Annotated in this window: 23 protein-coding genes; 15 read left to right on the top strand and 8 right to left on the bottom strand. The window is 58.6% G+C overall.

The features are described 5' to 3' along the window. Window positions 1-97: 97 nt before the first annotated feature. Window positions 98-610: an SRPBCC domain-containing protein gene (locus EBC_RS20505; RefSeq protein ID WP_013203773.1), complete on the bottom strand. Its 513-nt coding sequence runs from the start codon at window positions 608-610 to the stop codon at window positions 98-100. Window positions 611-747: 137 nt separating this feature from the next. On the opposite strand from EBC_RS20505, the gene EBC_RS20500 reads away from it, so the two are divergent. Beyond that, window positions 748-1,641, top strand: coding sequence for a LysR family transcriptional regulator (locus tag EBC_RS20500; RefSeq protein ID WP_013203772.1), 894 nt, complete (start codon window positions 748-750; stop codon window positions 1,639-1,641). 115 nt (window positions 1,642-1,756) lie between these two features. Here EBC_RS20500 and EBC_RS20495 read toward each other — a convergent pair whose 3' ends face one another. Genes EBC_RS20495 through EBC_RS20485 form a run of 3 tightly spaced genes read right to left on the bottom strand, consistent with a single transcriptional unit; the run spans window position 1,757 to window position 4,688 of the window. Further along, window positions 1,757-2,707 carry an aliphatic sulfonate ABC transporter substrate-binding protein gene (locus EBC_RS20495; RefSeq protein WP_013203771.1) on the bottom strand — a complete coding sequence of 317 codons (951 nt, stop codon included), beginning with the start codon at window positions 2,705-2,707 and terminating at the stop codon, window positions 1,757-1,759. Continuing rightward, on the bottom strand, window positions 2,704-3,558 hold the full coding sequence (locus EBC_RS20490; protein WP_013203770.1) for an ABC transporter substrate-binding protein: 855 nt from the start codon (window positions 3,556-3,558) through the stop codon (window positions 2,704-2,706). Before EBC_RS20490 ends, EBC_RS20495 begins: the two co-directional genes overlap by 4 nt. Beyond that, window positions 3,555-4,688 (bottom strand): LLM class flavin-dependent oxidoreductase, encoded by a 1,134-nt coding sequence (locus EBC_RS20485; RefSeq protein WP_013203769.1) that lies wholly within the window; start codon window positions 4,686-4,688, stop codon window positions 3,555-3,557. The genes EBC_RS20490 and EBC_RS20485 overlap by 4 nt, the downstream gene beginning before the upstream one ends. Before the next feature lie 211 nt (window positions 4,689-4,899). Between EBC_RS20485 and EBC_RS20480 the strand changes: the two genes are divergently transcribed. Continuing rightward, window positions 4,900-6,000, top strand: coding sequence for an NADH:flavin oxidoreductase/NADH oxidase (locus tag EBC_RS20480; RefSeq protein WP_013203768.1), 1,101 nt, complete (start codon window positions 4,900-4,902; stop codon window positions 5,998-6,000). Between the two features lie 95 nt (window positions 6,001-6,095). Here EBC_RS20480 and EBC_RS20475 read toward each other — a convergent pair whose 3' ends face one another. From EBC_RS20475 to EBC_RS20465, 3 genes are all read right to left on the bottom strand, one after another. After that, the gene (locus EBC_RS20475; protein WP_013203767.1) at window positions 6,096-6,359 is read right to left on the bottom strand and encodes a hypothetical protein; all 264 of its coding nucleotides are present in this window, start codon (window positions 6,357-6,359) and stop codon (window positions 6,096-6,098) included. Window positions 6,360-6,917: 558 nt separating this feature from the next. Then, window positions 6,918-7,259, bottom strand: coding sequence for a hypothetical protein (locus EBC_RS20470; RefSeq protein ID WP_013203766.1), 342 nt, complete (start codon window positions 7,257-7,259; stop codon window positions 6,918-6,920). A 104-nt stretch (window positions 7,260-7,363) separates the two neighbouring features. Continuing rightward, entirely contained in the window at window positions 7,364-8,284 is a 921-nt protein-coding gene (locus EBC_RS20465) for a DMT family transporter (protein ID WP_013203765.1), read from the bottom strand. Between the two features lie 259 nt (window positions 8,285-8,543). Here EBC_RS20465 and EBC_RS20460 point away from each other — a divergent pair, with 259 nt between their 5' ends. From EBC_RS20460 to EBC_RS20450, 3 genes are read left to right on the top strand one after another with little or no spacing between them, the layout of a single operon-like run. After that, the gene (locus EBC_RS20460) at window positions 8,544-9,383 is read left to right on the top strand and encodes an ABC transporter substrate-binding protein (RefSeq protein WP_013203764.1); all 840 of its coding nucleotides are present in this window, start codon (window positions 8,544-8,546) and stop codon (window positions 9,381-9,383) included. 9 nt (window positions 9,384-9,392) lie between these two features. Next, a complete protein-coding gene (pxpB, locus tag EBC_RS20455) occupies window positions 9,393-10,097 on the top strand; it encodes a 5-oxoprolinase subunit PxpB (protein ID WP_049789672.1) in 705 nt (234 codons plus the stop codon). After that, window positions 10,094-11,080: a 5-oxoprolinase subunit C family protein gene (locus EBC_RS20450; RefSeq protein ID WP_013203762.1), complete on the top strand. Its 987-nt coding sequence runs from the start codon at window positions 10,094-10,096 to the stop codon at window positions 11,078-11,080. The genes pxpB and EBC_RS20450 overlap by 4 nt, the downstream gene beginning before the upstream one ends. 59 nt (window positions 11,081-11,139) lie before the next feature. Here the strand turns inward: EBC_RS20450 and EBC_RS20445 are convergent, their stop codons facing one another. Next, on the bottom strand, window positions 11,140-12,342 hold the full coding sequence (locus EBC_RS20445; RefSeq protein WP_013203761.1) for a pyridoxal phosphate-dependent aminotransferase: 1,203 nt from the start codon (window positions 12,340-12,342) through the stop codon (window positions 11,140-11,142). A gap of 352 nt (window positions 12,343-12,694) precedes the next feature. Between EBC_RS20445 and nac the strand changes: the two genes are divergently transcribed. The 10 genes from nac (at window position 12,695) to EBC_RS20395 (ending at window position 22,229) form a co-directional block, all read left to right on the top strand. Further along, a complete protein-coding gene (gene nac / locus EBC_RS20440; RefSeq protein ID WP_013203760.1) occupies window positions 12,695-13,618 on the top strand; it encodes a nitrogen assimilation transcriptional regulator NAC in 924 nt (307 codons plus the stop codon). 103 nt (window positions 13,619-13,721) lie between these two features. Beyond that, a complete protein-coding gene (locus EBC_RS20435; protein WP_041692121.1) occupies window positions 13,722-14,153 on the top strand; it encodes an acetyl-CoA carboxylase biotin carboxyl carrier protein in 432 nt (143 codons plus the stop codon). After that, a complete protein-coding gene (locus EBC_RS20430) occupies window positions 14,150-14,947 on the top strand; it encodes a LamB/YcsF family protein (protein WP_013203758.1) in 798 nt (265 codons plus the stop codon). Before EBC_RS20435 ends, EBC_RS20430 begins: the two co-directional genes overlap by 4 nt. Before the next feature lie 117 nt (window positions 14,948-15,064). Further along, window positions 15,065-15,817 (top strand): SDR family oxidoreductase, encoded by a 753-nt coding sequence (locus EBC_RS20425; protein ID WP_013203757.1) that lies wholly within the window; start codon window positions 15,065-15,067, stop codon window positions 15,815-15,817. 26 nt (window positions 15,818-15,843) lie between these two features. Further along, window positions 15,844-16,539 carry an amino acid ABC transporter permease gene (locus EBC_RS20420; protein ID WP_013203756.1) on the top strand — a complete coding sequence of 232 codons (696 nt, stop codon included), beginning with the start codon at window positions 15,844-15,846 and terminating at the stop codon, window positions 16,537-16,539. Window positions 16,540-16,543: 4 nt separating this feature from the next. After that, complete coding sequence (locus EBC_RS20415; protein ID WP_013203755.1) at window positions 16,544-17,293, top strand: amino acid ABC transporter permease; 750 nt, start codon at window positions 16,544-16,546, stop codon at window positions 17,291-17,293. A 13-nt stretch (window positions 17,294-17,306) separates the two neighbouring features. Next, entirely contained in the window at window positions 17,307-18,044 is a 738-nt protein-coding gene (locus EBC_RS20410; RefSeq protein WP_013203754.1) for an amino acid ABC transporter ATP-binding protein, read from the top strand. A gap of 180 nt (window positions 18,045-18,224) precedes the next feature. Beyond that, on the top strand, window positions 18,225-19,313 hold the full coding sequence (locus EBC_RS20405; protein ID WP_013203753.1) for an ABC transporter substrate-binding protein: 1,089 nt from the start codon (window positions 18,225-18,227) through the stop codon (window positions 19,311-19,313). Between the two features lie 83 nt (window positions 19,314-19,396). Continuing rightward, the gene (locus EBC_RS20400) at window positions 19,397-21,166 is read left to right on the top strand and encodes an ABC transporter permease (RefSeq protein ID WP_013203752.1); all 1,770 of its coding nucleotides are present in this window, start codon (window positions 19,397-19,399) and stop codon (window positions 21,164-21,166) included. Next, complete coding sequence (locus tag EBC_RS20395; protein WP_013203751.1) at window positions 21,159-22,229, top strand: ABC transporter ATP-binding protein; 1,071 nt, start codon at window positions 21,159-21,161, stop codon at window positions 22,227-22,229. Before EBC_RS20400 ends, EBC_RS20395 begins: the two co-directional genes overlap by 8 nt. Window positions 22,230-22,993 lie beyond the last annotated feature (764 nt).

Here is a 22,993-nt window from a genome sequence, read left to right as displayed (position 1 = left end):
CGAAAGATGCATATGCGGGCACTAAAGTGTGACATTTGTTGAAGATGTTACAGAAAAGACATCTTAGCTAAGGCAAACTTTAGCGCCATGTTGCTGTTTATTGGGCTTTTTGCGCGGCTGATGCCAGTCCGTCGATCCATTCCTGATGCGCATTCAGCATCGGGTTAGGGCGGGTTTGCGCCAGTTCCTGCGCGGGTTTCCCGATCTGCGTTTCCTGGGTCAGGATGCGCACGCGGTTGCCCGGCAGATCCTCAAACAGCCAGGCATGATGCACATCCAGACGCGAATCCGCGTCGCCTTCCACCCAGCCATGCCACGCAATGCGCGCCGCTTCACCGGCCACCGGCGGCACGTATTCCGTCACTTCCGCTTCAACCGGGAAGCCAAACGTGGTGAAGCGAAAGCGTGCGCCTGCGCGCAATTCCGGGCCGGAGCCATCGTGAAATCGGATATCGTCGGCATTGCTGTAGTAGCTGGCCCACAGCGCGGTGTTATTCAGCCGCGCCCAGACCTGAGCCGCAGTAATGCCGGCGACGATGATTTCATTGGAGACGCTGTTATCGGTGGTGCCTGGCAGATAGCCTTCAGGCCAGATGATGGCGTTAAGCATGGGAAATTCCTGTGTTCAGTGGTGAGAGAGTCACCCGCTGGCGTCGCAACGTTTCTGCCTGCAGCGAGTGGATAACCCACAGCATGCGTGTCAGACTGACATAAATCTAATCACCGTTTTTTATTTTGGTTATCACCATGGCTGATATCAGAACGCTGGATCTGAACCTGTTAAAAGCCTTCTCCGCCCTGCTGGAGGAGCGCAACGTCACCCGCGCCGCCCGTCGTCTGTCGCTGACGCAACCGGCGGTCAGCGGCATGCTGGCACGACTGCGCGAGAGCTTTAACGATCCGCTGTTTGTCCGCGCGCCGCACGGCATCGTGCCGACGCCGCGTGCGCTGGAACTGGCGGAGCCGGTGGCAAAAATCCTGCGGGATATCGACGGGATGCTGCAGCCCGCGGCATTCGATCCTGCGCAAAGCGAGATGCAGCTGACGATCGCCTCGACGGACTATGCGCTGCGGGCGGTGGTGGTGCCGTTTCTCGCCCGGTTGCGCACGCTGGCGCCTGGGCTACAGATCGCCGTCAGGCCGGTGGAAAACCGCCAGTTGCAGCAGCAGCTTGAACGCGGGGAAATCGATCTGGCTATCGTCACGCCGGAGAGCACGCCGCCAGAGCTGCACGCGCGTCGGCTGTTCGATGAAGAGTATGTCTGTATGCTGCGGGAGGGACATCCGGCGGCGGCGAAAAAGCTGACCTTAACGCGCTTTTGCGCGCTGGATCATGCGCTGGTTTCCTACGAAGGCGAGATGTTTTCCGGCGTGACCGACAGTGCGTTGCTGGCGTTGGGGCTGAAGCGCAAGGTGACGCTGTCGGTCACCAGTTTTCTGGTGCTGCCGGAAATCCTGCGCGACAGCGATCTGATTGCGGTGGTGCCAAAACGGCTGGCGGTGAATACCCACGGGCTGACGCTGCTGGCGCCGCCGCTGGCGATCCCCGGTTTTACCAAAACCGTCGCCTGGCATGAACGCACCCATACGTCGGCCGGGCATCGCTGGATACGGCAGCAGCTGTTCGACACCTTCTCCTGAGTGGGACTGGCGCAGGCCGAAAACCCGCATTCTGCATGGCAAAGTCCGGCGCCATCCCTGGCACCCTCCATTGCTGGCATAACTACGGCGTCAACATCACCACAGGCTGCCAAAATTACGGCGTCAGCGTCACCACATGCTGGCGAATATCCGGGCGGCTTTTGATCAAGCCCTGCTGCTGATACCAGTCGGCAATGTGTTCAATATGCGCGATTGCCGCGTCATCAACCGGCGTCACCGGGACGGTGTTAACGTGGCCTAACTGCGCGGCCAGCGCCTCGCCCATTTGCCCCATCTGCGCTGCCCAGATTTTCCCGGCCTCCAGCGGATGCGCTTTGGCCCAGCTGTTCTCCTGCTGCAACACCTGATACACCCACTTCAGCACGTCAGGATGGGCCTGATAAAACGCGTCGCTGACAAAATAGCCGGCGGCATTCTCCGAGCCCAACTGTTTGCCATTGCTTAACAGCCGCGCATCGTAGCTCTGCCGCGCCAATGACAGGAACGGATCCCAGATGGCCCAGGCATCGACATGGCCGCCGACAAAAGCGGTGCCGGTATCCGACGGGCTGAGATAGACCTTCTGCACGGCGTTTTCCGGGATGCCGGCGCTGCTTAGCGCGCGTGAAAGCAGGTATTCGCCGGTGCCGCCTTTGTTGACCGCCACCTTTTTGCCGCGCAAATCATTCAGCGAATGGATCTCGCTGCTGTTGCGCACCACCAGGCCTTCACCGTCGGCAGGCATCGCCTGATAGGCAAAGAAACGCAGCGGCGAGCCGGCGGCAATGGCGGTCACAAAGGCGGTGGAGCTGCCGGTAGTCATGTCGATAGCCCCGGCATTCAGCGCTTCATACGCCGGTGCAGCGGCGGTGAACGGACCGGCCCACACCACCTTAACCTGATGTGCCGCCAGCGCTTTTTCCAGCGAGCCTTTCTCTTTGGCTAATGCCAGATCGGTCGGCCCACGCAAAAATCCAATGCGCAGGGTGATTGACTCTGCCGCCTGTGCCGCACCGGCGCACAGCAACAGCGCGCTGAGGGCCGCGCTTTTTATCCAACGGGTCATGCTTTTCTCCTGGGAAACACCGATACGGCAGCGGGAATAAAGCCCACCGCAAAAAGGTCATCAGCCTGCTGCTGCTGTTCGCTAAGCAAGGCGTCACTGGCCGGGATGATCCCCCATGGCCGGGCGCGCAGGGTCTGCTGCCATTCGGCCAGGCAGATCGCCGGGTTAAGCTGCTGATTGAGGATCTGCGCCGCCGGGATCGGATTCTGCTCAATCCAGCGATCGTTGTGCGCCAGCTGTTCAACCACCCAGCGGGCCGCGTCGGGATGCGCCTGCTGCCAGGCGCGGCGCGTCCAGAACAACGAGCGGTTAACGATCTGACTGCCGACTGACATCCGGGCTTCTGTCGACGGGTGAGTCAGCGCCCGCGCCAGCCACGGATCCACCGCCAGCCAGCCATCAATTTCACCCGCCAGCAGCGCGTGCAGCGCCGCGTCGCCCTGAATATCCACCAGCGTCACGTCCTTGCGGCTCAGGCCCTGTTGATGAAGCAGGCGCGCCAGAAAATGATCGGTAAAGGAGCCCGGCATGCCCGACAGACGCGTGTTGGCCAGCGACGTCAGCGCGTTGCCCTTCAGCGCCAGCAAGGCGCAGTTGTTATCACGCGGCGGTGAGGCCGCCAGATAGGCGACGTCCAGCCCGCCCGCCCCGGCGGTTATCGGCGGCGTTGAGCCGGTGCCGACAATATCGACCCGATCTTCCGCCAGCCACTCACCGCTGCGCGCGCCCTGCGGATAATCAAACCAGTCGATCTGCCAGTCGCGTTCGGCGGCCAGCGGTTCAATCACTCCACGATGGCGCAGAATAAACAGCGAGAGATTGTTGGGGTGGCTGCCCAGACGAATTTTCATCGCGGCTTTTCCTCCGGGTCCAGCGGACGGTCCCACAGATTGCCCCAGGTAAAGCTGTTGTCCGGCTGCTGTTCGCTTTGGCTGAGGTTAAGACGCGGCATCACCAGCTCGCTAAACCGGTAGGCCTCTTCCAGCAGCGGGAAGCCGGAAAGGATAAACACCTCAACCCCGGCGTCCTGATAGGCGCGCAGCGTGCGTTCAACGGTTTCCGGGCTGCCAACAATCGCCGTGCCCGGACCCGGACGGACCAGGCCGATACCCGCCCACAGGCCAGGATAGATTTCGAGTTCACGCGGATCGGCCGGTTTCTGGTCATTATGCAGCGCGCTCATCCGCGACTGGCCGACCGAATCGGAACCGTTGGCAAGTTGCTGACGGGCGGCGATCGCCTTGTCATCCATGGTGGCGTACAGCGCATCTACGGCCTGCCAGGCGAGTTCATCGGTCTCGCGCACGATCACGTACAGCCGAATGCCGTAGCGTAGCTGGCGGTGATGCTTTTCGGCTTTGGCCTTCACCTGCGCGATTTTTTCAGCGGCCTGCGGCGGCGTTTCGCCCCACGACAGATAGGTATCGATATGCTTAGCCGCCACTTCCTGCGCGGATTCGGAGGAGCCACCAAACCACAATGGCGGTGGCGGATAGCCGCCGTTGCTCAGCGCCAGTTTGGCGTTTTCAACGTCGAGATGTTCCCCTTTGAAATTAACGCTTTCCTCATTGAGCAGCGGACGCAACACCTGCAAAAACTCATCGCTCAGCGCATAGCGGGCATCATGATCCAGATGCATGCCATAGGCGCTCAGGGTGTTTTTATCGCCGCTGACCACGTTCAGCAGCACCCGACCTTTCGAGAACTGGTTAAAGGTGACGGCCATCTTGGCCAGCAGCGTCGGCGAAATCAGCCCCGGCTGGATGGCAATCAGGAACTTCATCCGCTCGGTATAGGGGATCAGCGATGCGCCAAGGATCCACGGATCGTGCGCGCCGGTCGCCAGCAGCGCGCCGGTAAAACCGAGGTGATCGACCGCGCGGGCAAGCTGTTGGAAGTAAGCATAATTAACCTGACGGCTGCCGGAGGCCGTCCAGGGTTGGTGACCGTCTGGTGCGGTTAAATACCAATAAATTTCCATGGTGTGTCTCAAAATTGACCAATAAGGGTCAACAGAATTAACCAAGGGGAAGGGCAGAGGAAATGCGAATAAAGACCAAGCATTGCCGGAAAAAGGGATTGGTTACCGCGCGCAACGCCGCCGATGGCATTTGGTGCTACAGGTCGCAGTGCCATTGGGCGTTATGGTATCCCGCTATTTTCTGAATTTGTTTTCGACTACTGAGGTTTCTATGCCAGGGCTATTTTCCCCGTTTGAATTGAAAGACGTAACGTTACGTAACCGTATTGCCGTGCCGCCAATGTGCCAGTACAGCGCTGTTGATGGCGTCAGTAATGACTGGCACCGCGTGCACTACAACAGCCTGGCGCGCGGTGGTGCGGGGCTGGTGATTGTGGAAGCCACGGCCGTTTCGCCAGAAGGTCGCATCACCCCGGGCTGTTTAGGTCTGTGGAATGACGAGCAGGCGGAAAAGCTGGCGCAGATTGCCCGCGAAATCAAAGCGGCCGGTGCCATCCCTGGCATCCAGATTGGTCATGCCGGACGTAAAGCCAGCGCCAACCTGCCGTGGGAAGGTGACGATCATATCGTTAAAACCGATCCGCGCAGCTGGGAGACCCTTTCCCCGTCCGCCGTGGCCTTTGGCAGCAACCTGCCGCAGGTCCCGCAGGAAATGACGCTGGCCGATATTGCCCGCGTGCGCAACGACTTTGCCGACGCCACCCGCCGCGCGCGTGAGGCCGGTTTTGAATGGCTGGAGCTGCATTTTGCCCATGGCTATCTGGCGCAGAGCTTCTTCTCGGTTCACGCCAACCAGCGTCAGGATCAGTACGGCGGCAATGCCGAAAATCGCGGGCGCTTCCTGCTGGAAACGCTGGATGCCGTGCGTCACCAGTGGCCGGAAAATCTGCCGCTGACCGCCCGTTTCGGCGTGATTGAGTACGATGGCCGCGATGAAGAGACGCTGAGCGAAGCCATCGACCTGACCAAAAAGTTCCGCGCTAACGGCCTGGATCTGCTGAGCGTCAGCGTCGGCTTCTCCACGCCGGACTCAAACATTCCGTGGGGACCGGCTTTCCTGGCCCCGGTTGCGGTCCGCGTGAAGCGCGAAGCGAACATTGCCGTGGCGTCCGCCTGGGGCATTGACGCGCCGCTTATTGCCAATCAAACCATTGAGAAAGGCGAGCTGGATCTGGTGATGGTCGGCAAGGCGCATCTGGCCAACCCGAACTGGACGTACCAGGCCGCACGCGACCTGAAGAAAGAGCAGGCGTCCTGGGTGCTGCCCGCACCGTATGCGCACTGGCTGGATCGCTACCGCGTCAGTCAGTAACGCGTGACGGGCAGGCGATTTCCCGCCTGCCCGTGTTCAGACCCAAACCGGTGACATCGCCCTGATGAAACCGGCCCGTATTGACCTTAGGCGTGTTATTTTCCCGAATGTTGCCGCGCGTGCATCTTGTCGGGCAACGGCTTGTTCGCCTCATTTTGCGGGCGGCAACAGATGAAACAGGCTTTGACCTGCTGCCCTACGCGCATTTTGGCCACGGTCATGGCCTGAGAGGCATCGTACAGGCTGCCAATAAAGTGCAGCGTCTCCTTTCTGGGCAGGGAAGGACATCCCGCCCGATGCAGCATGTGAAAATCAGATTTATCTATTTGCTGTGTCACATAATAATATTCGGCAGGCATTTTATCGCCTCCTTCATAAAAGGGTCTGAATGACATGTGAGTTATTTTTAGTGGCTATTGTTTAACTGACATTCTATATCGCGCAGCCCGCCTGGCCGGATTTTACAGATTATGCCCTGACTGCGTGGTTAAGCCTGGGTAATCATTTCGCCTTATTCTGATTTGGGGTGCTGATATTTCATTCATCCCCACGGTGCGCGGCCTGCCGCAACATATCAGGCGTAAGCTACTGAAGTGTGGCACTAATAAAGAAATCTCCGGTATGGCAGTGGTGGGTTTTTTCTGATTACTGCAAGACGGGGTAACTGAATTACAAGGAATTAACCGCAATGCACGCAGAATAATTACGCCCAGCGGTTATTAATGATTTGGCGCTCTTATTGAATAAATAGTCGGCTTTATCCTGGATGCCCAAAAACATCACTGTTTATGGCTATTGATACTATTCCTGAGACGCGGTCTTAATACAGTAGGACTTTAATACTAATAAATTATATTTATGTCTCTGAAATAAAAATGACAGGCCAGAGAAATTGGCCTGTCATTTAACCTCAACGATTACGGCCTGGCGGCGGGCAGCATCACCGCCAGACAATTATCCAGACCTTTGCGGGTATCAGCCTGCTGTGCCTGGCTCAGCGCGTAGTAACGCTGGCTGGCACCCTGCGCCGAATGGCGATCGAATTCCACCTTATCAAAGGCATAGGAGGCGTTTTCATTGACGATCACCGCCTGCAACTTCGCCATAAATTCATCCGGGTTTTTCGGCTGGCCGATATCGTTAATCATCACGCAGGCCGCCGCATAGTAGTGCGGATTCTGTGGGTGGGGCTTCAGCGCGAGGTAAAGACCAATGGCGATAACGACGAGGATCAGGATGGCGAGCAGTTTGGTTTTCATGGCGATCGGTTCTGGCAGTAAAAATTTGCGCAGAGCTTAACGTGTGACCTGGCGCGCTGCCAGTAAAACCTGTGCGCTGAGCGGTAAATGTCGGCACGGCGAACTCAGGTCAGGGTGCGGATCATCATCAGCTTGCGCTTGCGCCTTTCGCTCCAGACGGTGAAGATCCCCGCCGAGGCGACAATCACCGCGCCAACAATCGTCGACGACCCCGGCAGGCTGTTAAGAAACAGATAGCCAATCAGCATCGACCACACCAGCGTGGTGTAATCAAACGGCGCCAGCAGCGAGGCGTCGGCATAGCGCAGGCTGAGGGTGACCAGAATTTGCGCCATGCCGCCGAAAAAGCCGCAGCCCACCAACAGCAACAGCTGGGTGCTATCCGGCATCACCCAACCGAAATACAGCGTCGACAGGCCAATCAGCATGGTCATCAACGAAAAATAAAACACAATCGCGCCGGGTTTTTCAATGCCGTTCAGAAAGCGGATCTGCACCAGCGACACCGCGGTGCACAGCGCGGCCATCAGCCCTAACAGAATGCCCAACCCGGCGGACAGGTTTAAGGCGTTACCGGCCAGTAACGAGCCTCCGTCGTTCAGATGGGCAGAGAGCATCACCAGAATGCCGGAGAAGCCGATGACCACCGCCAGCCAGCGATAGAGCTGAACGGTCTCTTTTAACAGCACCGCCGCCAGAATCACCGTGAACAGCGGCGCGGCGTAGCTGATGGCCGTGGCGTCGGCGAGTGACAGATAGACCAGCGCCATATAATTGAAATACATGCCGCCGGTGCCGGAAAAGCCGCGAATCAAATGGCCGAAGATATTCCGCGTTTTGATTTGCGGCAGAATATTGCCCTGCATTTTCAGCCAGATCAGCAGCGGAAACAGGGCGACGAACGAGCGAAAGAAAATGACTTCACCGGTCGGAATGGTGCCGCTCAGCCCTTTGACGCAGGCCAGCATTAATGTCGCGCAGAGGGCTGACAGTAATTTCAGCAACACACCCAGTTTGGAATTCATCATTACCTTCGCTTTTCATCGTGCAACCCGGTTCCCGCCACGGGGAAGTCCGTTTTACCTTAGAGCGTGCAGGTTATTTTCTGTCATATAAAATGCATATCCCCACACAGGGTTTCCCTCTTATACAAGGCAAAACGCGGCTTATATAGTCAGATCAGGGTGCCGAAAGCCGCCACCGTAAAAACGCTGCCAAACCCATTATTTTTGCTCATTCTGAGCCAGGGGACGAAAGTCATCGCTACCGACCGGGGAATTACTGATGAAACTGAAGCTACTGTCTTGTTCCGTACTTGCACTGCCATTAATGATGGCGTTTTCTTCCGCTAAGGCCGATGCCCTGTCCGATATCCAGGCGCGCGGTCAGCTGAACTGTGCCGTTTACTCAGACGTTCCTCCGTTTTCATCACCGGACCCGAAAACCCGCCAGCTGGTGGGAATGGATGTTGACCTTTGTACCGCGCTGGCACAGCAGATGGGGCTAAAGCTCAACCTGATGCCGACCTCGATTGAAGCCCGTATCGCGGTGATTGCCACCGGCCGTGCCGATGTGTTGATTGCCAACCTGGCGTACACCAAAACGCGCGGCAAGCAGATCCAGTTCAGCGACCCGTACTACGTGGCGAAAGAGATGCTGGTGGTGAAAAAGCCGGACGTCGACAAAACCAAAGCCGACTTTAAAGGTAAGCGCATCAGTGCCACCAAAGGCACCACTTCCGAGCAGTCAATCCATCTGGCGGGCGCCAAAGCGGTAACCTTCCAGGATGCGGCCTCGGCGTTCCTCGCGCTGGAGCAGAATAAAGCCGTTGGCTTTGTCACCAACACCATGACCGGCATCAAGATGATTACCCAGGCCGGCAAAGACGGCATCGAGCTGGGGATGATCAAAGAGCCAATGGCGCTGGAGCCGATTGGCATTGGCATGAAGCAGGGCGAGCCCGCGCTGCTGACCAAAGTGAATACCAGCCTGAAAGCGATGGACGATGACGGCACCATCGACAAAATCTGGGACAAATGGATTGGCCCCAACACCGACTACAAAATGGTGCGCGAAGAGAAGGTGCAGCCGCTGTCCAGCCTGAAATTCGAACCTCTGGAATAATCGATGACGATGCGGTTACGTGAGGCGCCTTCGAGCGCCTCTTTTCATCTGCACGGCCATGGCGACCGGGTGAAGATCTCGACCATCGGCAGCCGTGCGTGGCTGGTGGAAGCGCCGGGTGCCTTTGATTTGCCGGCGCAACGGCGGATCTGGTCGCTGGCGGCCTCGCTCAGCGACCGCCCGGACGTTGACTCGCTGATCCCCGGCGTCACCAATCTGCTGGTGGTGTTTGTGCAAACGCCGACCGATTACGACGCCACGCTGCGGATGCTCAGCGAGCTGTGGGACAAGGCCGAAGCGGTGGATCCTAACGGCAAGCTGATCGAAATCCCGGTGATTTACGGCGGCGAACATGCCACCGATCTTCAGGCTATCTGCCAGCACACCGGCTTAACGGCGGCGGAAGTGGTGCGGCGTCATGCCAACGGCCATTACACGGTATTTGCGCTGGGCAGCGCGCCGGGCTTTGGCTATCTGCACGGCCTCGATCCCTCGCTGGCCACGCCACGAAAAAAAGTCCCCTCGCTGCATATGCTGAAAGGCACGGTGACCATCGGCGGCGCGCAGGCGGGCGTCTCCGCGCTGACCGGGCCGAACGGCTGGAACGCGCTGGGGTTTGCGGAGCTTAACGTCTTCGATCCCCATGCAGAAAATCCTGCGTTAATGGCACCGGGCGACAGCGTGCGCTTTATCCCTGCGAGGATTGAACTGTGATTGAAATGATTAAAACCGGCGCGCTCAATACCGTGCAGGATCTGGGGCGTAACGGCTACCGCCATATTGGCGTCTCGGTCAGCGGCGTGATGGATCCACTGGCGTTACGGGCCGGCAATATCCTGCTGGGCAATGACGAAAACGCCGCCTGCATTGAGGTGCAGATGTTCCCGTTCCGCGTGCGCTTTCTGACCGATACCAGCATCGTGCTGACCGGCGCAGACTGCCGTGCGCAGCTTGATGGCGTTGACCTGCCGCCGTGGTGGGGATGCGCGGTGCGCGCGGGGCAGGAGCTGGAGTGCCGCTTTCCCCGTCAGGGCGCGCGCAGCTATCTGTGCGTCGCGGGCGGCATTGATGTGCCGCTGGTGATGGGCTCGCGCAGCACCGCGCTGCGTGGCAATTTCGGCGGTCATCAAGGCCGACCGTTGCAGAAGGGCGATCGGCTGCCGCAGGGCGAGACGCTTTCACTGGCGTTGCCGGCCGCCGGAATGGGTATTGAGCCGCCTGCGGTCGCCATGGCGCACGCGTTTCCAACCAGCGCCAGCGGCGTGGTGCAGCTGCGTGCGATTCCGGCCGGAGAATACGCGCTGTTCGCCGCCGATCATGCGCGCTTCTGGCAGCAGAGCTGGAAGGTGTCGATGCAGAGCAACCGCACCGGCTATCGTCTGGCGGGCGAACCGATCCTGCCGGACAACGTGGTGGAAATGCGATCTTACGGGCTGGTGCCGGGCATTGTGCAGGTGCCACCGGCGGGCGAACCGATTATTCAGCTCAGTGATGCCAATACCGCCGGAGGCTATCCGAAAGTGGCCGGGATCATTGAAGAGGATTTGTGGCGTCTGGCGCAGGTTCAGCCCGGCCAGTTTATCCAGCTGGTGAAGAGTGATGCGCAGGAAGCGATTCAGGTGGCCGCAGAGATCGCCCGCTGGCTGACGCGCCTGCGCGATTCCTGCCTGCCGATGAAACGCGTCATCGGGCTGTAAGCGACAAAAAAAGCGGGCAACCCCAACAGGTTGCCCGCTTTTTTATTGCTGCTCAGCGCTTAACGCATGCCTTCGCAGAAGGCGGCCAGCCGGTCGCAGCCATCCTGCAGCACGTCCATGCTGGTGGCATATGAGAGGCGGAAATAGGGGCTCATACCGTAGGCGGCACCCTGAACGGTGACCACATGCTGCTCCTCGATCAACGCCAGCACAAAGTCGGCATCGTTGCTGATGGTGCGGCCGCCGGCGGTGGTTTTGCCGATAAACGCGGCGATATTGACGAACAGATAGAACGCGCCCTGCGGCTTATGGCAGCGTAATCCGTCAATGGCGGTCAGACGCTCCAGCACGTAATCACGGCGCTGGCGGTAGATTGCCGCCCGCTCTTTCAGCAGATCCTGCGGGCCTTCCAGCACCGCCACCGCCGCCGCCTGGGTCAGGGTGGTGACGCCGCCGCTGTTCTGGGTATTGACGTTGCTCATGGCGTTAATCAGCGCCTGCGGGCCGCCGCAGAATCCCAGCCGCCAGCCGGTCATCGAGTAGGCTTTCGAGACGCCATTCACCGTCAGCACCCGGTCAAACAGCGCAGGCACCACTTCGGCGAGCGTACAGAAGGTCACGTCGTCGTAGATCAGATGTTCATAGATATCATCGGTCATGATCCAGATCTGCGGATAGCGCAGCATCACCTCGCCGATTGCCTGTAACTCCTGGCGCGTGGCGACGGAACCGGTCGGGTTGCTGGGGTAATTGAGCAGCAGCCATTTGGTTTTGTCGGTGATCGCCGCGTCCAGATCGGCCGGATAGGGCTTAAAGCCGTTCTCCTGCGGACAGGCCACCGGCACCGGCGTGCCGCCCGCGAACTTAACGATATCGGCGTAGCTGATCCACGACGGCGACGGGATGATCACTTCGTCGCCGGGATTGATGGTGGCCAGCATGGCGTTAAAGATGATCTGCTTGGCGCCACCGGCGGTGAGGATCTGGCTCAGGGCATAGTGCAGGTGATTATCCCGCTGGAATTTTTTCTGGATGGCGGTGCGCAGCGCGGGCGTGCCGTCGGTCGGCGGATAGCGGGTATCGCCACCCAGCGCGGCGGCATAGGCGGCTTCGATGGCGTGCAGCGGCGTCGGGAAATCAGGCTCGCCGGTCGACAGCGCCACAACATGCACGCCTCCGGCCGCCAGATCGCGGGCTTTCTGGGTCATGGCGACGGACGCAGAGACGGAGACGTTCTTTAAACGGTCGGCAATATCAGGCATGGCGCTTGGGTTCCAATAGTAGGGCCAGAACGATCGCCATGCGTGTGGCCTGGCCATCTGGCTGAAAAGGGGGCGGACTCAAGCAGGGTAATAATGAATGGCGCAGCCAGGCCAATAGCGCTTTGTTGTGGTGACATAACACAAAACAATAATAGCCCGCCGCGCGGCAGCCTTATGCACTGGTATGGTGCGTAACGGCCTGCAGGGCCGAAAATCGGCACGGTGGCCGGAACACCAACGCGACGCTTCAGGCGGTAACGGTCGGATAAACCGCACAATTTGTGCATTCAGCCCGTGCCTGGCATCAATTTTGCTTATATCAGACTTTGTTTCGCATTTTGAGGACGCGGTGATGAATCTCCGTCGGCTGAAGTACTTTATTAAAATTGTCGATGTCGGCAGCCTGACCCAGGCGGCTGACATTCTGCATATTGCTCAACCTGCGCTGAGCCAGCAGCTGGCGACGCTGGAAGGGGAAGTTAATCAGCAGCTGTTGATCCGCACCAAGCGCGGCGTGACGCCTACCGAGGCCGGCAAAACGCTGTATGTCCACGCGCAAACCATTCTGCGGCAGTGCGAGCAGGCACAAAGCGCCATCGACGGTTCCGGCCTGGCGCTCTCCGGCAGCGTGTCGGTGGGCCTGGCGCCGGGCACCGCAGCGCAGCAGCTGGCGTTACCGCTGATGGAAGAGGTGCATCGCCAGTTCCCCGGCATCATTCTCTACTTCAATGAAAATTTCGGCACTACCCTCAGCGAGCTGATCATGAATGGCCGGATGGATATGGCGGTGATCTACGGCAACCGCGAAATTCACGGGCTGCGCTTTATGCCGCTGATTAAGGAAGACCTCTATTTTGTCTGCCCGCACAGCCTGGCAAAACCGGCGAAAACCGTCAGCCTTGCGGACGTCGCTAACGCCGAACTGTTCCTGCCGCGCATTTATAACATCATGCGCAAGGTGATCGATGAGGCCTTTATTCATCAGGGGCTGGCCTACCGCGTGAAGTGTGAAATCGAGTCGCAGACCACGCTGAATGCCGCGCTGGCGGCGGGCCTCGGCTGCACGGTGATGCCGGAATCGGCGGCGCGGGCGATGTTAAAAGCCTCCGATGCGTGGATGGCGAAGATTGAACAGCCGGATATTCAGGTCTCGCTGTCGTTCTGCATGTCCGATCACCTGCCGCTGTCGCAGCCGGCGGAAGCGGTGAAAGGCATTCTGCTGTCGCTGATGGCGAACCGCACGGTGGACAACCGTCCGCTGACGCTGGTGGGGTAATAAGTCTGCCTTATCACCGTAAAGCGAAACGCTCTTACCAGGCGCCGGGATGGCCACGCTACAGTGATCCCACGGTTTAGTCAGTCTTCCCGGCGGGATGGAAATGGAAAACAGAACACTAGCACTCCGCGATATCCGTCAGATCGCCCACAAGATGCGGGCGTCTGGCCTCAGCAGCATTGAACTCACCGACGGCCATTATCGCCTGCGGCTGAAAACGTCACCGCGGCCTGTGCCCCAGCCTTCTGCGGCGGTGCCTGCGCCTGCGGCCACGCCACAAAAAAACGAATCCCTGTGCGCGCCGATGCCTGGCGTGGTGCTGTTGCAGCATCCTTTAGCCGATCGGCCTTATATCACGCCCGGCGCGCTGGCGGAAAAAGACGCGCTGCTGGGATTGCTGAAGGTCGGGCCGGTTTATCTGCCGCTGCGCAGCCCGGTAAAGGGCGTGGTGGCGTCGGTGGCGATTGCTCAGGGCGAATGCGTGGAGTACGGCGAGCCAATCTTCACGCTGCTTCCCGCTGAGGAGGCCGCATGAAATATCTCGATTTAAATGCCGACATCGGTGAAGGCTACGGCGATTACCAGATTGCCGATGATGCCACGCTGATGCCGTTAATCACCTCCGCCAATGTGGCCTGCGGTTTTCATGCCGGCGACGCGGCGATCATGGCGCGCACGGTGGCGCTGGCGAAACAACACGGGGTGGATTTGGGCGCGCACGTTGGCTTCCCGGACCTGCTGGGCTTTGGCCGCCGCCGGATGCAGATTGAGCCGGAAGTGATGGCCCATTACGTCACCTATCAGCTCGGGGCGCTGGCGGCCTTTGCCGCAGCGGCGCGCTATCCGCTGACGCATATGAGCTTTCACGGCGCGCTCGGCAACATGGTTTCCGAAGACGAGGCGCTGGCGCGAACGCTGCTGCAGGCGGTGAAAACCTTCGATGCCAATATGATCATCAGCACCATGCCGGGCAATGCGGTCGATCGCATGGCGCAGGCGCTAGCGCTGCCGGTGGTCTGTACCTTTCTCGCCGATCGCGCTTACGAAAGCGATGGCCTGCTGGTCAGCCGCAGCAAGCCTGGTGCGGTGATCCACGATAAAGACCAGGTGCGCAGCCGCGTGCGTCAGCTGCTGCTGGACGGCACGGTGCAAAGCATTGATGGCGTCACGCTGCCGGTGAATGCCAGTTCGATTCTGGTTCATGGCGACACGCCGGAATCCATCGCCATGGTGCACACGCTGCGGGAACTGCTGGCCGAGTTAGCCATCCCGCTGCTGTCGCCTTCCCGGCAATTACGTCAGCCCAGCGCGGAGAACCCGGCGTTATAAGTCCCCCTTATTGCCTCACACCGTTTATGTCTTATGCCGGTTGGGGATTACTGGATACAGTCAGATTTATTGCTAAACCCGGCGAAATGGTTGGCCGGGAACGACAGGAGAGGCGAGATGCCATTTTCAGATTATAAGATCGCGCTGGTGACCGGCGCTTCCGCCGGAATGGGTGAAGCCATTGTGGAACGTCTGTGCCAGGAAGGGATTATCGTCCATGCCGTGGCCCGCCGCGCAGAGCAGCTGACGGCGCTGGCGGCCCGCACCGGCTGTATTCCCCACGCGTTAGACGTGGCCGATTTAGACGGCATCACCCGTCTGTGTAACGAGCTGGAAGTGGATATCCTGGTCAATAACGCCGGCGTGTCCCGTCCGGGATCGATTCTGGATGCCGACGAAGAGGGCATTGATACCCAGGTGGACGTCAACCTGCGTGCGGTGCTGCACCTGTGCCGTCTGCTGGTGCCGGGCATGATGAAGCGTGACCGTGGCCATGTGATCAACATTACCTCGATTGCTGCCATCTATAACTTTAACGGCAACTCGATTTACCACGCCACCAAAGCGGGCGTGCATGCCCTGTCGCGTCAGCTGCGGGTTGATTGCTACGGCAAGCGCGTGCGCGTCACCGAAATCTGCCCTGGCCGCGTCGCCACCGAGATCTTCGGCAACGTGATGGGCGATCAGGAAGAAGCGCGCCGCCGCTTTATCGACGGTTTCGAACTGCCGCAGGCGAAGGACATTGCCGACTGCGTTGCCTTTGCGCTGTCGGCTCCGGTCGCCGTCAATATCGGCAACATTGAAATTACGCCAACGCTGCAGGTGCCGGGTGGACTTTCCACCATGCGTCCCGGCGACCGCGCTGAATAACAGCTTTCACGAGGGGTGAACAGACGATGACACTTGATTTCAGTGCCGTTCTGACCGGCCAGTTTGGGCAGATGATCGTCGACGGCACGCTGGTCACCCTCAAGCTGGCGCTGGGGTCGTGGCTGCTGGCAATGGCCCTGGCGTTGCTGCTGGTGGTGATCCGCTTAACCAATAAACGCCTGGCGGTCTTTCTGGTCTCGGCGTATGTCTCCTATCACCGCAACGTGCCGACGCTGATCCAGCTGATGATGTGGTATTTCGCCATCCCGACGCTGCTGCCGGAGTCGGTGCAGATGTGGGTCAATGATTTCAACGCCGAATTCCTGTTCTCAATGTGCGCGCTGGGCCTGTGCCAGGCGGCCTATTTCTCCGAGGATATTCGCAGCGGCCTGCGCGCCATTCCTGACGGGCAAAACGAAGCCTCACGCGCGCTGGGCATGAGTTACGTGCGCTCAATGCGTTCGGTGATCCTGCCGCAGGCGATCCGCAATGCGCTGCCGTCGCTGCTTAACCACACCGTGCTGCTGTTTAAAAATACCAGCCTGGCGATGGTGATTGGCGTGGCCGAACTGACCTACGTCACCCGTGATATCGAGAACCAGACCTTCCGGACCTTCGAAGCCTACCTGGTGGCCTCCGTGGGCTATCTGTTCTTCTCACTGCTGTTGATGGCCGCGGGGGCGTTACTGGCCCGTCGCTTCCAGCGGGCTTACGCGAGGTAATCCGATGTCTGATTTCTTCACCATTCTGCACGATAACGGCATGCTGCTGCTGATGGGCCAGTATCCCAACGGCCCGCTCGGCGGCGTTCTCTGCACCTTATTGATCTCGGTACTGGCGGTGCTGCTGGCTTTCCCGATTGGCGTGTTGCTGGGCCTGGCGCGGATTTCTCCGTGGCGCTGGTTTAGCTGGCCCGCCGCCTGCTGGGTGTACGTGCTGCGCGGCATCCCGCTGTTGATGGTGGTGTTCTGGACCTACTTCTGCGTGCCGTTGCTGATTGGCCATAACATCAGCGGCTTTGCCACCATGCTGTGTACGCTGGTGATTTACGAGAGTGCCTATATCGCTGAAATCGTGCGTGGCGGCATTCAGGCGTTGCCGGGCGGCCAGTATGAAGCCTCCCGCGCGCTGGGGATGAGCTACCTGAAAACCCTGCGGGTGGTGATTTTGCCGCAGGCGCTGTACAACGCGCTGCCCAGCCTGGTCAGCCAGCTGGTGTCGATTATCAAAGACAGCACGCTGGGTTACGTGATTAACGTGCCGGAGCTGACCTATGCGGCCAACCAGGTGAATAACCAGCTGCTGACCAAACCTTTCCAGGTGTTTGCGATTGTGGCCATCAGCTATTACCTGATCTGCTTCAGCCTGACCTGGCTGGCCAACAAACTGGAAGAGCGCATTGCACGCAAACGCCGCAATGTGACGCCCGATGCCGTGCAGACCGCGCAGGTCCTGCTTCTGACCAAGACTGACTGATAAAGGAAGGCAAATGAGACCCATGATATTGTTCAATCAGGTCAACAAGTGGTACGGCGAGTATCAGGCCCTGACCGATCTGAGTGCAGAAATTCAAAGCGGCGAAGTGGTGGTGGTGTGCGGCCCGTCCGGCTCCGGCAAATCGACGCTGATCCGCACGGTAAACCGCCTGGAGCCGATTGAGCAGGGCCAGATCCTGTTTGACGGCACCGATATTCACGGCACCAGCACCCGGCTGAATCAGCTGCGCACGCGGATTGGTTTTGTCTTTCAGAACTTCAATCTGTTCCCGCACGTTTCGGTGCTGGAGAACATCATGATGTCGCCAATGAAAGTGCTGGGCGTTAAGCGGTCTGAAGCCAAACGCCACGCCGGCGAACTGCTGGAAAGGGTCGGGCTGTCGCATAAGGCCAATGCCTATCCGGCGCAGCTCTCCGGTGGTCAACAGCAGCGGGTGGCGATTGCCCGCGCGCTGGCGATGAAGCCGCCGGTGATGCTGTTCGATGAGCCGACCTCCGCGCTGGATCCCGAAATGGTCGGCGAAGTGCTGAACGTGATGCGCGGCCTGGCGCAGGAGGGCATGACCATGATGTGCGTGACCCACGAGATGAACTTTGCCCGTGAAGTGGCCGACACCATCTGGTTTATGGATCAGGGCAAAATTCTGGAGAAAGCCAACCCGGAGCGCTTCTTCAGCAATCCGCAACACGAGCGCGCGAAGCGTTTCCTCAGCGATTTACGCCAGCACTGATCCCTCTGCTTTCGCCCTGCCTGCCTCCGCAGTGCAGGGCTGACTTCCCCGCCTTTAGGTCGTAAAACCGCCCCGAACCTCACAAAACCGAAAGATAAGCCGCCATGTTGATTGCACCTCGCCGCGCAAGGGCTATATGTTGGGATAAGGTTTTCCAAATGTAACCATGAGGTTAAATTTATGTCCGTAAAGTTGAGTGCGATGATGGTTTCCCTGGCAGCAGCCTGTGCTTCTCCGGTGTTCGCCGATCTGCCACAGGGCTATCCGGCGGATTACCAGAAGCTGGTCGAGGCCGGGGTCAAAGAGGGCAAAGTGGTGATCTATTCCACCACCGATACCAAGGCGGCCGCCCCGCTGATCAAAGGGTTTGAGGCCACCTATCCCGGCATCAAAGTCGAATACAACGATATGAACAGCACCGAGCTCTATAACCGCTATATCAGCGAGCAGGCGTCCGGCGGCACCAGCGGGGACGTGGTCTGGAGCTCCTCGATGGATACCGGCCTGAAGCTGGCCACCGACTATGCGGCGGAATATGCCTCGCCGGAAATCAGCAAGATCCCCAAATGGGCGGTCTGGCAGCAAAAAGCCTATGGCACCACCTACGAACCGGTGGTGTTTATCTATAACAAACGGCTGATCCCGCAGGGCGACGTGCCGGATTCCCATGTGGCACTGGCGAAACTGATCGCCAGCCAGACCGACAAATTTAATAAGAAAGTCACCACCTACGACATCGAAAAATCGGGCCTCGGTTTTATGCTTTCCGTGCAGGACAGCAAGGCCGATGCGAACTATTTCAAAACCCTGGCCGACGTGGCGAAAGGCGGGATGGCGGTGCAGTCATCCACCGGCACCATGATGGAAAGGGTCTCGTCTGGCGAAAACCTGATTGGCTTTAACATCCTTGGCTCCTACGCCGAAGCGCGTGCCAAAGGGGATCCGTCGTTAGGCATTTCCTATCCGAAAGATTACACGCTGGTGCTTTCCCGCGTCTCCTTTATCAGCAAGGAAGCGGCGAACGCCAACGCCGCCAAACTCTGGCTGGATTATGTGCTGTCGGAAAAAGGACAAACCATTCTGGCCAGCCAGGCCGACATTCCCTCACTGCGTAACGATATTGAAGGCACCAACGATATCGACGGCATGACCAAACGACTGGGCAACGCGCTGAAGCCGATCCCGGTGGATGAATCGCTGCTGGAATACCTGCAGCCGAAAAAACGCCTTGAGTACATCAAACAGTGGCGCGAAGCCGCGGCGAAATAAGCTCCTGTCCGGGCGCGCGCTGTGCTGGCGCGCCTGCGTTTCCCCGTCCGGCCAGTCTTAGCCGACCAACCAAGGGATGACTGATGATAGCATTGCGCAGAAAGTGGCAGGGCCTGCCGCGCAGCATCGTGGTACTGATAACCGCGCTGGTTATCTATGTGCCGCTGCTGTTTATTGTGGTTCAAAGCTTCCTCTCGGCCCCGTTCTTTTCCCCTTCGAAAGTGTTCAGCCTCGAATCCTTCGGGTTTATCTTTACCGATCCCGATTTTTATAAGGCGCTGAAATCCGGCTTTATTCTGGCATTCGGCCTGGTGATTATTGCCATTCCGTTAGGCGGCATCCTCGCCTTTCTGATGGTGCGAACCGATCTGCCCGGCCGGCGGCTGATTGAACCGCTGATCCTGGTGCCAATATTCGTCTCGCCGATGGTACTGGGATTCGGCTATGTGGTGGCGGCCGGGCCGGTCGGCTTCTTCTCGCTGTGGGCAGAAAAGCTGATTGGCTTTGTGCCGTGGAATATCTACTCAATGCCGAGCATCGTGGTGATCGCCGGGCTGACCCACGTGCCGCATGCCTATCTGTATATCTCCTCGGCGCTGAGAAGCGTCGGTTCGGACGTGGAAGAAGCGGCGCGCATTGCCGGTGCTTCGCCGTTGCAGGTGATGACCGCGGTCAGCTTGCCGATGGTGCGACCTTCGATCCTCTACGCCAGCGTGCTGCTGTTCTTCCTCGGGCTGGAGGTGTTTGGCCTGATGCTGGTGCTGGGCGATCCGGAAGGCAATATGGTGCTGGCGACCTATCTTTATCAGCTGACCAACAAGCTGGGCACGCCGTCGTACCATCTGATGGCGGCGGTGGCGGTGGTGCTGATCTGCATTACCATTCCACTGGTGATGCTGCAACGGCGGCTGATGCGCACCGCGAACCGCTTTGTGACGCTGAAGGGCAAGGCGTCGCAGGCCCGCGCGCTGCCGCTGGGCAAATGGCGCTGGGTGGCCGGTGCGGTGGTGGCGGCATGGCTGACCATCACCATTGGCGTGCCGCTGCTGGGCGTGGTGCTGCGCGCATTTATCTCCAACTGGGGCGTCGGCGTGTCGATCTGGGATGAGCTGTCGATCGGTACCTTCCGCACCATCTGGCAGCAGCCGAACCTGCTGCGCGCCATCGTCAACTCGATGGCAATCGGCGTGTTCGGCGGCGCGCTGGCGGTGGCCTGCTACCTGTTTATCGGCATTGCCATGCACCGTAAGCCGGATAACGTCACGCGCTTTCTCGACTACAGCGTACTGGTGCCGCGCGCGGTGCCGGGCCTGCTGGCCGGTCTGGCGTTTCTGTGGGTGTTCCTGTTCCTGCCGATGTGGTTGGATCAGTCGCTGAAGCATGGCTGGCTTTCGGCGTTGCCGATGGCGGAATGGCTGCGTGAACACTTTATCGTCTGGCTGAGGTCATTGCGCAGCACCATCTTCAGCGTCTGGCTGGCCTATACCGTGGTGTGGATGGCGTATGGCCTGCGGCTGATCTCATCGACGCTGTTGCAGGTCGGGCCGGAGCTGGAAGAAGCCGCGCGCAGCACCGGTGCGTCCCGCGCGCAGATCACCCGCCACGTCACCATCCCGCTGGCACGCTACGGGCTGATCGGCTCCTGGCTGCTGATGTTCCTGATTTTCGAGCGCGAATATTCCACCGGCGTCTATCTGCTCTCGCCAGGCACCGAAACCATTGGCTCGATGCTGGTGTCGCTGTGGGCGGCGGGCGCGATCGATATCGTCGCGGCGCTCTCCTTTATCAATATCCTGCTGGTGGTGATTGGCCTTGGTGTCGCCCTGCGCTTTGGAGTGAAATTACATGATTGAGCTATCCGTAGAAAATCTGCATCTGACCTATGGCGACAATCCGGTGCTGAAAGGCGTCTCTATGCAGCTGAAAAAGGGCGAGGTGGTGTCGCTACTGGGCCCTTCCGGCAGCGGCAAAACCACGCTGCTGCGCGCGGTCGCCGGGCTGGAGAAACCCACGCAGGGCAACATTGTTATTGGCGACAAAACCGTTTATGCCGGCAATCCGCGCAGTGAGATCCCGGCGGAAGAACGCAATCTTGGGCTGGTGTTCCAGTCTTATGCCTTATGGCCACACAAGACGGTGTTTGAGAACGTCGCCTACCCGCTGAAGCTGCGTAAGGTCGCCTCGGCGGAGATTAAGCAGCGCGTGCAGTCGGTGCTGGAACAGCTGGGCCTCGGTCATCTTGGCCAGCGGCATCCGCACCAGCTGTCGGGCGGACAGCAGCAGCGCGTGGCGATTGGTCGTGCGCTGGTCTACAACCCGCCGGTGATTTTGCTGGATGAACCGCTGTCCAACCTGGATGCCAAGCTGCGTGAAGAGGCGAGGGTGTTTCTGCGTGAGCTGATCGTCAAGCTGGGGCTGTCGGCATTGATGGTCACCCACGATCAGAACGAAGCGATGGCCATTTCCGACCGCATTCTGTTGCTGAACAACGGTGTGATTGTGCAGCAGGGCACGCCGCAGGAGATGTACGGTTCGCCTGCCACGCTGTTCACCGCCGAGTTTATGGGCAGCAACAATCGCCTGCACGGCAAGGTGACGGAGGTCAGCGAGGGCAAAGCGCGGATTCAGGGCGTGGACTGGGCATTATGGGGACGGGCAGCCGAAGGGGTGACCGTCGGACAGGATGCCACCGCGGTCATTCGCGTCGAGCGGGTACGCCTGACCGACGGTCCGGAGGAGAATGCGCTGGCCTTGCCATTGCTGACCAGCATGTACCTGGGCGACCGCTGGGAATACCTGTTCCGCACGGCGGGCGATGACTTTGTGATCCGCGCCTACGGCACAGAACTGCGCGACCCGGCGCACTGTCATCTGTCACTGCCAGCCGCGCACGTGTGGATTTTCCCGAAAGGCTAATCAGAACGGGGGCGACACTCGCCCCCGGTTTTCCCCACGACATTTTCTTCCCGTCACCCAGACTTTCAAATGCGGCAGACGCCGCAATCAGCGTGGTATTTCCCGTCACAGTCATGGCCGCAGGTCACAGCCTGTTTAATCTGACCTTCACACTAATGGAAAGCGTAACTGGTGGCTTTGTTTAGACGGTCAGATGCTGTGTCAGTCAGGACAGGTGATTCATCCTGTTCTGAAGTCAGATTAACCAGATGAGGATTCAGAGTTAATTATTATCTGAAGCATTCGCTATTTAATTTTTTTAGTGTTAAGTCGTCTTTTTTTAATTTTATCTCGCCAGCGGAAGGGATGCGTATGTTTATTTTTAAAAGCTATTTTGTGCTTATAAGGAAAAATATTATTGCGGTCATTTCTTTGCTTGAGAATATTCTTAGTGGCACCGATCGGTTATGCCGATGAATCGCCATGTCTATGCCGGTTTAACTGTTAAGAATAGTCTTGCATTATGAGGGTTAATCAGCTCAGGGGAAAGTTAAAGTCATTATTTGTTATTTAGAGTGATTATTTAATTTTAGTGACATTAAATCATTTAATTCATCAAATACAAAGATTTAGGTTTTTGTAATAACAAGAGTTATAGATCATTACGATAAAAAATATTTGTTTTACAGCTTTTATCTGCAATTCACATACTCGCCACGATATATACTGCTGGCTGTAATAACGTCACGTAAATAACGAAAGGTTAAATCAAGATTTACCCCTAA

The organism is Erwinia billingiae Eb661, assembly GCF_000196615.1.
Lineage (GTDB): Bacteria > Pseudomonadota > Gammaproteobacteria > Enterobacterales > Enterobacteriaceae > Erwinia > Erwinia billingiae.
This window is presented reverse-complemented; position numbering and strand designations above follow the sequence as displayed.